This window comes from Kitasatospora sp. NPDC101157 (genome assembly GCF_044768255.1).
Lineage (GTDB): Bacteria > Actinomycetota > Actinomycetes > Streptomycetales > Streptomycetaceae > Kitasatospora.
This window is the reverse complement of the sequence record NZ_JBIWPL010000005.1, coordinates 31,755-47,059: the sequence shown is the minus strand read 5'-3', so window position 1 is coordinate 47,059 and position 15,305 is coordinate 31,755. Positions and strand designations below refer to the sequence as shown.

The following is a 15,305-nucleotide window of genomic DNA, read 5'->3' as shown; positions in this document are numbered from 1 at the left end:
ACCCCGAAGGTCACACGCCCACCATTGTCACCCGAAAAGTGGATCAGCCCTGACCGGCGTCCAGGATGTCCACCACGAAGACCAGGGTCGCGGCGGGCGGAATGTCGCCCTGGCCCTTGTCCCCGTAACCCAGCGAGGCAGGGATCACCAGCTCGACCCGGCTGCCGACGGTCTGGCCCGCCAGCCCCTGGTCCCAGCCCTGGATGACCTGGCCGCCGCCGACCGCGAAGGAGAACGCCTGGCCCTTGCTGAGCGAGGAGTCGAAGACCTTGCCGTCCTTGGCCAGCGCGCCGGTGTACTGGACGACGACCTTCTCGCCCTTCTCCACCACCGGCCCGGTGCCCTTGATCAGGACGTGGGTCTTCAGCTCGGTCGGGTCCTTGGCGCCGGCCACCGGGGTGATGTCGGCCGGCTTCTTGCCGTTGTCCTTGACCTGCGGGAAGTCCGCCGGGGGCGGCGTGACGGTGCCGCTCACCACGGCGTCCGGCGCGTTGGTGTTGCGGATGTCGATCACGAAGATCAGGTCGTCCTTGGCGCCGATCGACATGTCCGACTTGCCCTGCGAGCCGAACGCGGCGGCCGGCGGGGCCACCACCAGCAGCCGGCTGCCGGCCTTCTTCCCGATCACGGCCTGGTCCAGCGCCGGGATCAGCGCGTCGGTGCCGGCCTGGAAGATCTGCGGCTTGCCCTTGTCGTCGTACGAGCTCGGGATGTCCTTGCCGGTGTTCCAGTCCTTGGCGGTGTAGTCCACCGAGGTCCAGTTGTTCTTGTCGACCTTGGGGCCGCTGCCCTCGGACAGCACCTTCACCACGAAGGAGCCGTCGGAGGCCTGGCCGGGCACCTGGATCTCGGCCTTCTTGCCGAAGTCACCGGTGACCGTCGGCAGCACCTTGGCGCTGTCCTTGATCGGCGGCACCGGCTCGGCGCTCGGCGTGGGCGGCGCGGACTTGGTCGCGTCCGGCGGGGAGGCCGCGGAGGTGTCCTTGGAGTCGTCCTTGTTCACCATGTACAGCGTGACGCCGCTGCCGACCAGCAGCAGCGCCAGGATCGTGCCGAGGATCACGCCCAGCTTGCCGACACCGGGAGGGTTCTCGGCGTACCCGGCCTCCGAGGTGTCCGTCTTGCGCACGTTGCTGGCGAAGATCTGCGGGGCGTCCTCGTCGTCCGCCTTGGTCCCGCCGACCGGCCGCGGCTTCTCGCCGGGCTGCGCCCAGCCTGCCTGCTGCGCGAGGATCGCCGGGGGGACGACGATCGACTCGCGGTCCGCCGCGATCGGGCCGCCGGGACGAGAGGCGGCCGGGTCACCCGCAGAGCTGTCGTTCGCCGCGGTGCCGGCCCCGCCCGGGCTCGGCGTCTTCTCAGTCATGACTCCCCATCCATCTCGCCACGAGGTCTTCCAGGTCTGCGCCCGGCGTGGTGAGCGCCGGCCTGCCGCCGTACCGCCCGCCCGGACCTCGGCGCCGGGCGGCGCCTGCCACAGTGCGAGGGCAGTATGACAGCTAAGGATGAGGGCGGACGCTTCGTTGTACGAGCGTCCGCCCAAGCGTACGGAATCCCCCCGGCGACTTCCTAGGGCGTGTCTAAACCGCTTCCAGAATGTCGATCACGAAGACCAGCGTGGAGTTCGGCGGCACCGATCCCTGCGCCTGGTCCTTGTAACCGAGCGCCGGGGGCACCACCAGCAGGACCCGGCTGCCGACGTTCTGCCCGACCAGCCCCTTGTCCCAGCCCTCGATCACGCTGCCGGTGCCGATCTGCACCGCCTGCGCGCCGCCGTGCGTCCACGAGCTGTCGAACTGCTGCCCGTTGCTCCACAGCACCCCGGTGTACTGCACCACCAGCGTCTGCCCGGTCTTGACCTGCTTGCCCTCGCCCTTGATCAGCACGGCCTGCTGGAGGTCGGTGGGCGCGGCCTGCCCCGCCGGGATCGTGATGCCCACCGGCGCCTTGCCGTTGTCCTTGACCTGGGGCAGCGTCGCGGGCGCCTGGGTCATGTTCCCGGTCAGCGTGGAGTCCTGCGGCAGGCTCTCCACGATGTCCAGCACGAACACCACGGTGTCGCCCTTGTTGACGCCCAGCTGGGTGGAGCCCTGCTCCCCGAAGGCCGCCGCCGGCGGGGCCACCACGAGCAGCCGGGTGCCCACCTTCTTGTCGATCACGCTCTGGTCGAACGCCGGCACCAGCTGCCCGCTGCCGGCCTGGTAGAGCTGCGGCTTGCCGTTGTCGTCGTACGAGCTCGGCAGGTCCTTGCCGGTGGTCCAGTCCTTCGCCGTGTAGTTGACGGTCACCCAGTCACCCTTGTTGACCGTCGACCGCTCCCCCTCGCTCACCGTGTTCACCACGAACTGACCGCTGGGCGGCTGGCCCTCGGGAATGGTGATGGTGGCCTTGCTGCCGAAACCGCCACCCGAAAGAGTGGGCATCGGGGACGCCTCCGTCACCGGCGGGGGCACCGTCGGCGCGGCGCTCGCCGTGGACGGCGTCGCCGGGCCGGCCGCCTTGGGCGAGCTGCTGCAGGCCACCGCGAGCAGCAGCGGCAGGGTGAGAAGCAAACCGGCGGTGCGGCGCACGGTGGTCCTTACTGTCGGTCGAAGTCGGCTCTCCTGACTCGACGGACAGCGTATGCCCGGCACGCGTCCGGCCCCGGTAGACACCACCACCGGGGCCGGACACCGCCCGGCGATCACACGGATCCGGCGATCACATGCCGGCGATCAGCTTCTCCACCCGCTCGTCCACCGAACGGAACGGGTCCTTGCACAGCACCGTGCGCTGCGCCTGGTCGTTCAGCTTCAGGTGCACCCAGTCCACCGTGAAGTCCCGGCGCTGCTCCTGCGCCCGGCGGATGAAGTCACCGCGAAGCCGGGCCCGGGTGGTCTGCGGCGGGATCGACTTGGCCTCGAAGGTCTTGAGGTCGGTGGTCACCCGCTCCGCCTGGCCCTTGCCCTGGAGCAGGTAGAACAGGCCCCGCCGACGGTGGATGTCGTGGTACGCGAGGTCGATCTGGGCGACCCGCGGGTTGGACATCGTCATCTGGTGCTTCTCGCGGTAGCGCTCGATGAGCTTGTACTTCATGATCCAGTCGATCTCGGTGGCCACCCCGTCCAGCCGCTCGCTGCGCACGGCCTCCAGGGTGCGGCCCCACAGGTCGAGGACCCGGGCGATGGTGCCGGTGTTGATGCCCTTGCGGTCGGCGAACTCCAGGGCCTTGGTGTAGTACTCCTCCTGGATGTCCAGCGCGCTGGCCTCCCGGCCGTTGGCGAGGCGCACCTGGTGGGTGCCGGTGAGGTCGTGGCTGACCTCGCGGATCGCCCGGATCGGGTTCTCCAGGGTGAGGTCGCGCATCACCACGCCGGCCTCGATCAGCCGCAGCACCAGGTCGGTCGCGCCGACCTTGAGCAGGGTGGTGGTCTCGGACATGTTGGAGTCGCCGACGATCACGTGCAGCCGGCGGTAGCGCTCGGCGTCCGCGTGCGGCTCGTCCCGGGTGTTGATGATCGGGCGGGAGCGGGTGGTGGCGGAGCTGACGCCCTCCCAGATGTGCTCGGCCCGCTGGCTGACGCAGTACACCGCGCCGCGCGGGGTCTGCAGCACCTTGCCCGCGCCGCAGATCAGCTGGCGGGTCACCAGGAAGGGGATCAGCACGTCGGCCAGCCGGGAGAACTCGCCGTGCCGGGCCACCAGGTAGTTCTCGTGGCAGCCGTAGGAGTTCCCGGCCGAGTCGGTGTTGTTCTTGAAGAGGTAGACGTCCCCCGCGATGCCCTCCTCGTGCAGCCGCCGCTCGGCGTCCACCAGGAGCCCTTCGAGGATGCGCTCGCCCGCCTTGTCGTGCGTCACCAGCTCGACCACGTCGTCGCACTCGGGGGTGGCGTACTCGGGGTGGGAGCCGACGTCGAGGTAGAGGCGGGCGCCGTTGCGCAGGAAGACGTTGCTGCTGCGGCCCCAGGAGACGACCCGGCGGAACAGGTACCGCGCGACCTCGTCCGGCGACAGCCGCCGCTGCCCGCGGAACGTACAGGTCACGCCGTACTCGTTCTCCAGCCCGAAAATCCGGCGGTCCATGAGCACTCCATTCCGTGTCGGAGCTGTCCGAAACCGCCTCCACGACGACTGGGCCGCCGCAGGGGCACCGGGGTCCCGTACGACGGCGGTCCGGCCGTCGTACGGGACCCCGCAGGTACTGCTACTCCGGCGTGGTGTCCGCCGGGTCGTCCTCGTCGTCCGCCTCGGCGGACTGGTCGCCGTCGAGCAGGCGACCGAGCTGGTTGCCCAGGATCCGCTTGAACTTGCGCTGCTGGAACCGCTGGCGGTCGAGGACCGCGACCTCCAGCTGTTCCGGGGTGAGGGGCCGCGGGCTGCCGCCGTTGGGGTCGCGGGCGAGCGAGTCCACCGCGACCTTCACGGCCTCGGTCAGGCTCATGCCCACGCGGTGGCGCTGGCCCAGGTAGTTGCCGATCGAGTCGGCGTTGCCGCCGACCACCACGTAGTTCTTCTCGTCGACGACCGAGCCGTCCGGAGTGAGCCGGTAGATCTGGTCGTTGTCCGCGGTCCGGCCGACCTCCGCGACGATCAGCTCGACCTCGTACGGCTTCTCGCCGACCGAGGAGAAGACGGTGCCCAGGGTCTGGGCGTACACGTTGGCGAGGCCCCGGGCGGTGACGTCGGCCCGGTCGTAGGAGTAGCCGCGCAGATCGGCGTAGCGGACGCCGCCGATGCGCAGGTTCTCGAACTCGTTGTAGCGGCCGACCGCCGCGAAGGCGATCTTGTCGTAGATCTCGGAGACCTTGTGGAGCGCCCGGGAGGTGTTCTCCGCGACGAAGACGATGCCGTCGGCGTAGGTGAGCACGACCACGCTGCGGCCGCGAGCGATGCCCTTGCGGGCGTACTCCGCGCGGTCCGCCATGGCCTGCTGGGGTGAGACGTAGAACGGTGTCGACACCGGCGGTCGTCCCTTTCCTGTGAGGTGATGGCTAGATCAGCGGGGCCTGCGGGCCGTTGGGCCGGGTCAGGCGCTCGTCGGTGATGGCGACCGCGGTCTCGGCGACCTCGGCCTCGGTGAGCCGGCGGAAGCCGTCCTCGGTGATCACGGAGACGATCGGGAAGATCTTGCGGGCCAGGTCCGGCCCGCCGGTGGCGGAGTCGTCGTCCGCCGCGTCGTAGAGCGCCTGGACGACCAGGGTGACGGCCTGCTCGGCCGTCAGGTCCTCGCGGTACAGCTTCTTCAGCGAGCCGCGGGCGAAGACCGAACCGGAGCCGGTGGCGGCGAAGCCGCGCTCCTCGGAGCGCCCGCCGGTGACGTCGTAGTTGAAGATCCGGCCACGGCCCCGGTCGAGGTCGTAGCCCGCGAAGATCGGGACCACCGCGAGGCCCTGCATCGCCATGCCCAGGTTGCCCCGGATCATGCTGGTGAGGCGGTTGGCCTTGCCCTCCAGGGAGAGCGTGGTGCCCTCGATCTTCTCGTAGTGCTCCAGCTCCAGCTGGAACAGCCGCACCATCTCGACCGCGAGGCCCGCGGTGCCGGCGATGCCGACCGCGCTGTACTCGTCGGCCGGGAAAACCTTCTCGATGTCGCGCTGGGCGATGACGTTGCCCATGGTCGCCCGGCGGTCACCCGCGATCACCACACCGCCGTCGAAGACCGCGGCCACGATCGTGGTCCCGTGCGGGGCCTCCACCACGGATCCCTCGGGGAGCCCGGCGCGACCGGGGAGCAGCTCCGGCTTGTGCTCGGCGAGGAAGTCGAGGAACGAGGAGGACCCGGGGGTCAGGAAGGCAGCCGGTAGACGCCCGGTGCCACGAGTGTTGGCTTCCACACGATTCCTTCCAGGTAGCTTGAAGCGCGCAATGCCCGCACCCTACCCGCCGACGATCACTGTCCACGCGTGGAGGGGCCGGTGCCGGGCGGCCGGACGGCCACTGCCGTCCGACCGCCCAGGACGGTCGCGACCGTGAATTCCCGAATACCGGGGGAAGGGCTATTGCCCACCCTTCTGCACAAAGCCGCGCACGAAATCTTCCGCGTTCGACTCCAGGACCTCGTCGATTTCGTCCAGCACCGCGTCGACGTCGTCGCTCAGCTTTTCCTGGCGTTCCTTGAGGTCGTCGGAATTCTGGGTTTCCGCAACCTGCTCCTCGACCTCCTCGGAGGAGCGGTTTGCCCGCTGCTGGCCGCCGCCGGTGTCCTTGCTCGCCATTTCCCTCACCCCGCTCGAATCGTCTGGCACGGTTTGGTCGGTCGGTCGTTGCCGGTTGGCACCGACCCTATACACAAGGTGCGACTGCCGCTCCCGGTTTGCCGGTGGCGCTTCCTGTCCAACACCCGCTGCCACCCCGGATGATTCCCATTCGGCGGACGTTCACCCGTGGTGATCGAAAAGTTACCCGCCGGAGAGCACGCGCAGCAGGTCCTCCGCCGTGCGGCAGCGGTCCAGCAGCTCCTTGACGTGGTTGCGGGTGCCGCGCAGCGGCTCCAGCGTGGGCACGCGCTGCAACGAGTCCCGGCCCGGCAGGTCGAAGATCACCGAGTCCCAGGAGGCCGCCGCGACGTGATCGGCGTACTGCTCCAGGCAGCGCCCGCGGAAGTACGCCCTGGTGTCCTCCGGCGGCTTGGTGACGGCCCGCTCGACCTCCTCCTCGGTCAGCAGCCGGTCGAAGCGGCCGCGGGCCACCAGACGGTTGTAGAGGCCCTTCTCGGCCCGCACGTCGCTGTACTGGAGGTCGACCAGGTGCAGCCGCGGGTTGTCCCACTCCAGGGCGTCCCGGCTGCGGTAGCCCTCCAGGATCTCCCGCTTGGCGATCCAGTCCAGCTGCTTGGAGAGCGACATGGGGTCGCGCTCCAGGCGCCCGAGGACGTCCTCCCAGCGCGTGAGCACGTCCACGGTCTGCTCGTCGGCGTCGTTGCCGAAGCGGTCCTCGACGTACTTGCGGGCCAGCTCGAAGTACTCCAGCTGCAGCTGGACCGCGGTGAGCTTGCGCCCGTTGCGCAGGGTGATCAGGTGCTTGAGGGTCGGGTCGTGGGAGACCCGGTGCAGGGTGCGCACCGGCTGGTCGACGGCGAGGTCGGAGGCGATGAAGGAGTCCTCGATCATCGCCAGGACCAGCGAGGTGGTGCCCAGCTTGAGGTAGGTGGAGATCTCGGAGAGGTTGGCGTCCCCGATGATCACGTGCAGCCGCCGGTACTTCTCGGCGTCGGCGTGCGGTTCGTCCCGGGTGTTGATGATCGGCCGCTTGAGGGTGGTCTCCAGGCCGACCTCGACCTCGAAGTAGTCCGCCCGCTGGCTGATCTGGAAGCCGTGCGCCGAGCCGTCCTGGCCGATGCCGACCCGGCCGGCGCCGGTGACCACCTGGCGGGAGACGAAGAACGGGGTGAGGTGGCGGACGATGTCGGCGAACGGCGTCGCCCGCTTCATCAGGTAGTTCTCGTGGGTGCCGTAGGAGGCGCCCTTGTTGTCGGTGTTGTTCTTGTAGAGGTGGATGGTCTGCCCGTTGGGCAGTTCCAGCGCGCGCTGCGCGGCGGCCGCCATGATCCGCTCGCCGGCCTTGTCCCACAGCACCGCGTCGCGCGGGTTGGTCACCTCGGGCGAGCTGTACTCGGGGTGCGCGTGGTCCACGTAGAACCGGGCCCCGTTGGTCAGGATGACGTTGGCGAGGCCGATGTCCTCGTCGGTCAGCTGGCTCGCGTCCGCCACCTCACGCGCGAGGTCGAAGCCCCGTGCGTCGCGCAGCGGGTTCTCCTCCTCGAAGTCCCAGCGGGCCCGCCGTGCCCGGTGCATCGCCGCCGCATAGGCGTTGACGATCTGGGACGAGGTGAGCATGGCGTTGGCGTTGGGGTGCCCGGGCACGGAGATCCCGTACTCGGTCTCGATGCCCATCACGCGCCGTACGGTCATGCGGCCCTCCTTGCCCGGTGCACCGCCCCCGACGGGCGGAGCACGCTGACGTACAGCTGAACGACACCGGCGCCGGCGGTCTGCCCGCGGACGGTGGGTCGAGCCTAGAACCCGGCGCCGACCGGCGGGCCCCGAGACGCGCCGTCCGGCTGCGGGGCCGCGAGGCGCCACAGCCGGACGGTGTGCGTACAGCTCCGGGGACCGCTGCCGGCCCGGACAACCGCGTGCTTACAGGTACTGCCCCGTGTTGGCGACAGTGTCGATCGAGCGGCCGGACTCGGCGCCCTGCTTGCCGGTGACCAGCGTGCGGATGAAGACGATCCGCTCGCCCTTCTTGCCGGAGATGCGGGCCCAGTCGTCCGGGTTGGTGGTGTTCGGCAGGTCCTCGTTCTCCTTGAACTCGTCCACGCAGGCGGCGAGCAGGTGGGAGACGCGGAGACCGCGCTGACCGTGGTCGAGGAAGTCCTTGATGGCCATCTTCTTCGCGCGGTCGACGATGTTCTGGATCATGGCGCCGGAGTTGAAGTCCTTGAAGAACAGGACCTCCTTGTCACCGTTGGCGTAGGTGACCTCCAGGAAGCGGTTCTCCTCGGTCTCGGAGTACATCCGCTCCACGACCGACTGGATCATCGCCGCCACCGTGGCCTCGACGGAGCCGTCGTGCTCCTTGAGGTCGTCCGGGTGGAACGGCAGCGACTCCCTGAGGTACTTGGAGAAGATGTCCTTCGCGGCCTCGGCGTCCGGGCGCTCGATCTTGATCTTGACGTCCAGGCGGCCGGGCCGCAGGATCGCCGGGTCGATCATGTCCTCGCGGTTCGAGGCGCCGATGACGATGACGTTCTCCAGGCCCTCCACGCCGTCGATCTCGGCGAGCAGCTGCGGGACGATGGTGTTCTCCACGTCCGAGCTGACGCCGGAACCGCGGGTGCGGAACAGGGACTCCATCTCGTCGAAGAAGACGATGACGGGCGTGCCCTCGCCCGCCTTCTCCCGGGCCCGCTGGAAGACCAGGCGGATCTGCCGCTCGGTCTCGCCCACGTACTTGTTGAGCAGCTCGGGGCCCTTGATGTTGAGGAAGTAGCTCTTCCCCTGGGGGCGGCCGGTGACCTCCGCGACCTTCTTGGCCAGGGAGTTGGCGACCGCCTTGGCGATCAGCGTCTTGCCGCAGCCGGGCGGGCCGTAGAGCAGCACGCCCTTGGGCGGCCGCAGCTCGAACTCCTTGAAGAGGTCGGCGTGCAGGTACGGCAGCTCGACCGCGTCGCGGATCTGCTCGATCTGGTTGCTCAGGCCGCCGATCTGGCGGTAGTCGATGTCCGGGACCTCTTCGAGGACCAGCTCCTCGACCTCGGACTTCGGCACGACCTCGTACACGTAGCCGGAGCGCGGCTCCAGCAGCAGGGCGTCCCCCGCCCGGATGGTGACCTCGCGCAGCGGTTCGGCGAGGCGCACCACGCGCTCCTCGTCGGTGTGGCCGATGACCAGGGCGCGCTCGCCGTCCTCCAGGATCTCCTTGAGGGTGACGATCTCGCCGATGCGCTCGAAGGCCATCGCGTCCACGATGTTGAGGGCCTCGTTGAGCATCACTTCCTGGCCGCGCCGCAGTTCGTCGAGGGCGACGTTCGGGCTGACGTTGACGCGGAGCTTGCGACCGCCGGTGAAGATGTCGGCGGTACCGTCCTCGTTCGCCGCGAGGAAGGTGCCGAAGCCGGCCGGGGGCTGTGCCAGCCGGTCCACTTCCTCCTTGAGGGCCACGATCTGGTCGCGGGCCTCGCGCAGGGTGGAGGCGAGTCGTTCGTTCTGGGCGGTCACGCCGGCCAGGTTGGTCTGGAGCTCGACGATCCGCTCTTCGAGGATTCTCGAATTGCGCGGCGAGTCGGCGAGCTTGCGGCGCAGTACGGCGATTTCCTGCTCAAGGTACGAGACCTGAGCGGCCTCGTCGGAACCACGAGCGGGCCTGCCGGTGCTTCGGTTGTAGTCGTCATCGTGGGCTGCCACGGTCCTCACCTCCTCCGGGGAGCTGGACGCTTCCAGACCCTACCTGGGACCAGGGGTCCGTAAACCCCTAGATCAAGAAAGATGGAACGGGCGTGTCCGATCTTCGCCCCAGCGTGCTTCCCCTCTGCTAAGGGGATACCCACCGCGCACCACCCAAAGCGGGCCAGATGTATCGTCGAGCGAAGTGATATCCGATCGCGACCGCTGTGCACGGGTCCGATCGTTGTACGAATGGCGGGATTGCTCCAGGAATAGGGGCGACCCGGGACAGAAACGGCAGGGGACCATGTCGGTGAGCGAGCAGACCGCGGCGGCGACCGAGGAGCTGGAGGTGTGGATCGACCAGGATCTGTGCACCGGCGACGGCATCTGCGCCCAGTACGCGCCCGAGGTCTTCGAGCTGGACATCGACGGACTCGCGTACGTGAAGGGCCCGGACGACGAGTTGCGCCAGCAGCCCGGGGAGACCGCCCCGGTGCCGCTGACGCTCCTTCAGGACGTGGTCGACTCGGCCAAGGAGTGCCCCGGCGACTGCATCCACGTGCGCCGGGTCGCCGACCGGGTGGAGGTCTACGGGCCTGACGCCGAGTAGGCCGGACGACGCCTAGGCGGAGCCTGCCGGGGCGGCGGACTGGGAGCGTTCCCAGCCGCCGCCCCTGCGCGTCCAGGTGAGGTCGAGTGAGACGTCGGGGCGGAAGCGCGGCACGTCGTCGCTGGAATACCCCTGCGCGCGGCCGGTGATGGCGCCGTCGGAGCGCACCGCGAGCTTGCTGAGGGTGAGGTTCTCGCGCTCGGTCAGCAGGGTGGCCGCCACCGCCGGGTGCCCGCCCGGGCCGAAGCCGAGCAGGTAGACGGAGTCCGGGGGGTTGCCGGTGTCGGTGGCGCAGTGCGCGGCGACGACCGTGCCGGGGTGCCCGTCGCCCAGGTCGACGGGCACGCTGAGCACCGTCTTGACCGGGAAGGGGCCGCAGTCCATGGGCAGTTGGGCCGCCGCGGGGTCGGGGGCGGCGCTCGCGGCGAGGGCCCTGGGGGTGCCGCCGGCGGCCAGCGGGGTGCCGGTGGCCGGGGAGGCGGCGAGCGCCGTGGCCACCACCGCGCCGCAGCCGGCCAGGGCAACGGCCCAGTGCCAGGGGGCGGTTCGCGCGTGCCCGGGCCCGGAGCGGCCCCGCGGTGTCTGCTGTCCAGCCGTCGCCGTCGTCGTCCCGGCCGCGGTCTCCACCAGGCGTCCCCTCCAGAGCTCCAGGAGCTGGTCTGCGTGAGCGAGCATCGTCCCACACCGCGGCGGACGGAAGACGGAAGGGGTGGTGCGAACGTGACGCTCGCACCACCCCTTCTCCGGGTACCGGCTCAGCCCAGGTCGGGCTGCTCGGCCTCGACGTCGCGGGCGGCCTTGCGGGCCGCGGCGCGCTCCTGCAGGGTCGGCTCGGGCGTCCCGCTGTCGTAGTCCTCGCCGTAGGCGCCCTTGGCCGGGCGGCGGCGGCGCAGCGGCGGCTCGACGCCGTCCGCCAGGCGGCGGGCGGTGAGCAGGAAGCCGGTGTGGCCGATCATCCGGTGGTCCGGACGGACGGCCAGGCCCTCCAGGTGCCAGGTGCGGACCATGGTCTCCCAGGCCTGCGGCTCGGTGAAGGTGCCGTGATCGCGCAGCGCCTCGACGGTCTTGGACATCTGCGTGGTGGTGGCCACGTAGCAGCAGATGAGGCCGCCGGGGACGAGCGCCTTGGAGGCGACGTCCAGGCACTCCCAGGGGGCCAGCATGTCGAGGATGACGCGGTCGACGTCGGTCTCGACCAGGTTGTCCTGGAGGTCGCCGACGGTCAGCTTCCACGCCGGGTGCGGGCCGCCGAAGTAGCGCTCGACGTTGCCCCGGGCGATGTCCGCGAAGTCCTGCCGGCGCTCGTAGGAGGCCAGCGAGCCCTGCTCGCCGACGGCGCGCAGCAGGTAGGTGCTGAGCGCTCCGGAGCCGACACCCGCCTCGACCACGCGGGCGCCCGCGAAGATGTCGGCCATCGCCAGGATCTGCCCCGCGTCCTTGGGGTAGATCACGGCGGCGCCGCGCGGCATGGAGAGGACGTAGTCGGGGAGCAGGGGGCGCAGCGCGAGGTACGGGACGTTCCCCGTGGTGCGCACGACCGTGCCCTCGGGAGCGCCGATCAGCTCGTCGTGCGGGAACGCACCCTTGTGGGTGTGGAACTGGTTCCCGGCCTGGAGCGTGAACGTGTAGTGGCGACCCTTGGGGTCGGTCAGCTGGACCTGGTCCCCGACCTGGAAGGGCCCGCGTCGGCGGGCGGCACCGGTCGGTTCGGACATGCGGCCAATCCTAAGGGAAGCGGGCCGCTCCGCCTCACCAGGGCCTGGTCACCTGCCCGAGACCGCGGCCGTGAGGCGCTGCTCGATGTCGGTGAGCGCGGCCACGCCGTACACCCGGCCGTCCGCCTCGACCACCAGGTACTCCCCCGCCGGGGTGGCCTGGACGGCCCGCAGCAGGTCCTCGCCGCCGAGGTCGGCGTCCAGCCGCAGCCCGGGTTCGAGGTCGCGGGCGAGCGGGCCCACGGCCACCCAGGGGCGGCGGTGCTCCGGTACGGCGCGTACCGCGGACTCGCGGACGATGGCGATCGGGTCGCCCCGGCCGTCCACCACCACGACCGCGCCCGCCTGGGCCTCGCGGGCCCGGCGCATCGCCTCGCCGAGCGGGGTGTCGGCGGTGACCTCGACGGTGCGGCGGGCGAGGTCGCGCAGCCGCAGTGCGGGCAGCGCCTCCTTGAGCCGGGCGTTGCGCAGGCTGCCGGTGGCGCCGTTCCAGATGATCGCGGCCAGCACGGCGGCGAGCACCGCGTCGACCAGGGAGTCGGTGGTGGTGCGCTCGCCGCCGCGGGAGGCGCTGACCAGCGGCAGCCCGACCAGGACCGCGATCGCCAGCGCCCGGCCGATCCAGGCGGCGGCCACCGTGCCGGTCATCGCCCTGCCGGTGACGGCCCAGACCACGGCGCGCAGCATCCGGCCGCCGTCCAGCGGCAGGCCGGGCAGCAGGTTGAAGGCGGCGACCACCAGGTTGGAGACCATCAGGCCGGTCAGCAGCACCCCGGGGACGCTGGACAGCTCGACGGCGCGCAGCGCGAGGTAGAAGACACCGCCGAGCACCAGGGACAGCAGCGGGCCGACGAAGGCCAGCCAGAACTCGCGCCAGGGGCTCTCGGCCTCGTTCTCGATCTCGGAGACGCCGCCGAAGAACTGCAGCTGGATCCGCCGCACCCCGAGCTTGTAACGCAGTGCGACCAGGGTGTGGGCGAGTTCGTGGATGAGGACGGAGGCGTAGAAGGCGACCGCGAAGAAGAAGGCCAGCAGGTAGCGCACGCCGCTGCCGAGCTCGGGCAGGACGTCGCCGAGCTGCCCGCCGAACACCCAGGTGATCAGGGCGGCGATGATGAACCAGGACGGGGTGACGTAGACGGGCACACCGAAGGGGCGCCCCATCAGGAGACCGCCGCCGCGCTCCGGGCGCGGCCCGGTGGGGCGCCCGCCGTCCTGCGGTGGCTGGTCGGAGGTCTGCTGCCCCCTGGTGTCGCTCACCGTGATCCCTTCGGTCGTCCGCCCGTCGTGCCCCCGGTGCGCCCACGCTACGTGATCGCGGCCACTCGGTGCCGCGCGCCCCTCTGTCAGGCTTCATACCCACTGGACCGGCGCTGGACCGGCCCGGACCGGCTCCGGGCCGCCGGGGCCGTCAGCCGGCCCCGGGGCCGTGGCAGCACGGTGGCAGCGCGATGACAGCGAAGGGCAATAGGGTCGTAGCCATGCAGCAGACCGACACCAGCAGTGCCGCCGGGGCCCCGGCGCGCCCGGCGGCGCCCCCGACCGGGCTGTCCCCGTCCCGCGCGGGGGACTTCCTCACCTGTCCCCTGCTGTACCGGCTGCGGGTGATCGACCGGCTGCCCGAACCGCCGAGTCCGGCGGCGACCCGGGGCACCCTGGTGCACGCGGTGCTGGAGCGGCTGTTCGACAGTCCGGCGGCCGAGCGGACGCCGGAGCGGGCGCTGGGCCTGCTGCGGCCGCAGTGGGAGCGGCTGCTGGGCGAGCGCCCGGAGCTGGGCTCGCTGTTCCCCGACGACCCGGACGGGGCGGCGCTGACCCGCTGGCTGGCGGACGCCGAGAAGCTGGTCGGCCAGTGGTTCCGGCTGGAGGACCCGACCCGGCTGCACCCGGTGGAGCGGGAGCTGTACGTGGAGACGGCCCTGGAGTCGGGGCTGCTGCTGCGCGGCTACATCGACCGGGTGGACGTCGCCCCCACCGGTGAGGTCCGGCTGGTGGACTACAAGACCGGCCGGGCGCCCTCACGGGACTTCGAGGGCAAGGCGATGTTCCAGATGAAGTTCTACGCGCTGGTGGTGTGGCGCTGGAAGGGCGTGATCCCCAAGCGCCTCCAGCTGGTCTACCTCGGCGGCGGCGGGGACGTGGTCAGCTACGACCCGGACGAGGCAGACCTGCTCGCCGTGGAGCGCAAGCTGCAGGCGCTGTGGGAGCGGATCAGCCACGCGGTGGCCACCGGGGACTTTCCGGCCACCCGCAACCGGCTGTGCGACTGGTGCGACCACCAGGCCAGCTGCCCGGAGTTCGGCGGCACGCCGCCGCCGTACCCGCTGCCCGTGCCGGCACAAGCCCGTACGTCGGATGAGAGCGATCCCACGGGGGATCCGATGAGCAAGGAGTCCTAGTGACGATCCGAGTGCTGCTGGTCGACGACCAGCCGCTGCTGCGCACCGGTTTCCGGATGATCCTGGAGGCCGAGTCCGACCTGGTGGTGGTCGGTGAGGCCGGCGACGGTCAGCAGGCGCTGGACCAGGTGCGGGCGCTGCAGCCCGACGTGGTGCTGATGGACATCCGGATGCCGAGGATGGACGGCGTCGAGGCGACCCGCCGGATCGCCGGCCCGGGGCGGGACGGCCCGGCCAAGGTGCTGGTGCTGACCACCTTCGACCTGGACGAGTACGTCGTGGAGGCGCTGCGCGCCGGTGCCAGCGGCTTCCTGCTGAAGGACGTCCCGGCGGAGGAGCTGGTGCAGGCGATCCGGGTCGTCGCGGACGGCGCGGCGATGCTGGCGCCGAGCATCACCCGACGGCTGCTGGACATGTACGCCACCAAGCTGCCCTCGGGCGAGGATGCGCCGCCGCAGGCGCTGAGCGCGCTGACCGAGCGGGAGTTGGAGGTGCTGAAGCTGGTGGCGCGCGGGCTGTCGAACGCGGAGATCGCGGCCGAGCTGTTCGTCAGCGAGACGACGGTGAAGACCCATGTCGGGCACGTGCTGACCAAGCTCCAGCTGCGCGACCGGGTGCAGGCGGCGGTGTACGCCTACGAGAGCGGGCTGGTGCGGCCGGGCACGCTGTAACCGCCCGGGACTGCGAGGAGAAACGTGACGGCGGCCCGCCCGCT

14 protein-coding genes are annotated in these 15,305 nt (G+C 70.7%); 3 read left to right on the top strand and 11 right to left on the bottom strand.

Annotated features, from left to right (window positions below):
* Positions 1 to 43: 43 nt before the first annotated feature.
* From ACIRVF_RS12645 to arc, 8 genes are all read right to left on the bottom strand, one after another.
* The gene (locus ACIRVF_RS12645) at positions 44 to 1,366 is read right to left on the bottom strand and encodes an FKBP-type peptidyl-prolyl cis-trans isomerase (RefSeq protein WP_402816296.1); all 1,323 of its coding nucleotides are present in this window, start codon (positions 1,364 to 1,366) and stop codon (positions 44 to 46) included.
* Positions 1,367 to 1,580: 214 nt separating this feature from the next.
* Positions 1,581 to 2,570, bottom strand: a complete 990-nt coding sequence (locus ACIRVF_RS12640) for an FKBP-type peptidyl-prolyl cis-trans isomerase (protein WP_402816295.1) — start codon at positions 2,568 to 2,570, stop codon at positions 1,581 to 1,583.
* Between the two features lie 130 nt (positions 2,571 to 2,700).
* Complete coding sequence (pafA, locus tag ACIRVF_RS12635) at positions 2,701 to 4,062, bottom strand: Pup--protein ligase (protein WP_396537950.1); 1,362 nt, start codon at positions 4,060 to 4,062, stop codon at positions 2,701 to 2,703.
* Positions 4,063 to 4,183: 121 nt separating this feature from the next.
* Positions 4,184 to 4,939 (bottom strand): proteasome subunit alpha, encoded by a 756-nt coding sequence (prcA, locus tag ACIRVF_RS12630; RefSeq protein WP_402816294.1) that lies wholly within the window; start codon positions 4,937 to 4,939, stop codon positions 4,184 to 4,186.
* 31 nt (positions 4,940 to 4,970) lie between these two features.
* Entirely contained in the window at positions 4,971 to 5,813 is an 843-nt protein-coding gene (gene prcB / locus ACIRVF_RS12625; RefSeq protein ID WP_402816293.1) for a proteasome subunit beta, read from the bottom strand.
* A gap of 162 nt (positions 5,814 to 5,975) precedes the next feature.
* On the bottom strand, positions 5,976 to 6,194 hold the full coding sequence (locus ACIRVF_RS12620) for a ubiquitin-like protein Pup (RefSeq protein WP_030286125.1): 219 nt from the start codon (positions 6,192 to 6,194) through the stop codon (positions 5,976 to 5,978).
* A 183-nt stretch (positions 6,195 to 6,377) separates the two neighbouring features.
* A complete protein-coding gene (gene dop / locus ACIRVF_RS12615; protein WP_402816292.1) occupies positions 6,378 to 7,889 on the bottom strand; it encodes a depupylase/deamidase Dop in 1,512 nt (503 codons plus the stop codon).
* A gap of 228 nt (positions 7,890 to 8,117) precedes the next feature.
* Positions 8,118 to 9,884, bottom strand: coding sequence for a proteasome ATPase (gene arc / locus ACIRVF_RS12610; RefSeq protein WP_402816291.1), 1,767 nt, complete (start codon positions 9,882 to 9,884; stop codon positions 8,118 to 8,120).
* Positions 9,885 to 10,170: 286 nt separating this feature from the next.
* Here arc and ACIRVF_RS12605 point away from each other — a divergent pair, with 286 nt between their 5' ends.
* Positions 10,171 to 10,476 carry a ferredoxin gene (locus ACIRVF_RS12605; protein WP_402816290.1) on the top strand — a complete coding sequence of 102 codons (306 nt, stop codon included), beginning with the start codon at positions 10,171 to 10,173 and terminating at the stop codon, positions 10,474 to 10,476.
* Between the two features lie 12 nt (positions 10,477 to 10,488).
* On the opposite strand, the gene ACIRVF_RS12600 is transcribed toward ACIRVF_RS12605, so the two are convergent.
* The 3 genes from ACIRVF_RS12600 to ACIRVF_RS12590 all read right to left on the bottom strand — a co-directional run bounded on the left by ACIRVF_RS12600 (position 10,489) and on the right by ACIRVF_RS12590 (position 13,457).
* Positions 10,489 to 11,151, bottom strand: coding sequence for a hypothetical protein (locus ACIRVF_RS12600; protein ID WP_402816289.1), 663 nt, complete (start codon positions 11,149 to 11,151; stop codon positions 10,489 to 10,491).
* An 80-nt stretch (positions 11,152 to 11,231) separates the two neighbouring features.
* Positions 11,232 to 12,191 (bottom strand): tRNA (adenine-N1)-methyltransferase, encoded by a 960-nt coding sequence (locus tag ACIRVF_RS12595; RefSeq protein WP_402816288.1) that lies wholly within the window; start codon positions 12,189 to 12,191, stop codon positions 11,232 to 11,234.
* A gap of 48 nt (positions 12,192 to 12,239) precedes the next feature.
* Entirely contained in the window at positions 12,240 to 13,457 is a 1,218-nt protein-coding gene (locus ACIRVF_RS12590) for a site-2 protease family protein (RefSeq protein WP_402816820.1), read from the bottom strand.
* 215 nt (positions 13,458 to 13,672) lie between these two features.
* Between ACIRVF_RS12590 and ACIRVF_RS12585 the strand changes: the two genes are divergently transcribed.
* Both ACIRVF_RS12585 and ACIRVF_RS12580 read left to right on the top strand, forming a co-directional pair.
* The gene (locus tag ACIRVF_RS12585) at positions 13,673 to 14,590 is read left to right on the top strand and encodes a RecB family exonuclease (RefSeq protein WP_402816287.1); all 918 of its coding nucleotides are present in this window, start codon (positions 13,673 to 13,675) and stop codon (positions 14,588 to 14,590) included.
* A complete protein-coding gene (locus ACIRVF_RS12580; RefSeq protein WP_396537929.1) occupies positions 14,590 to 15,261 on the top strand; it encodes a response regulator in 672 nt (223 codons plus the stop codon). The genes ACIRVF_RS12585 and ACIRVF_RS12580 overlap by 1 nt, the downstream gene beginning before the upstream one ends.
* The last annotated feature ends 44 nt before the right edge of the window (positions 15,262 to 15,305 follow it).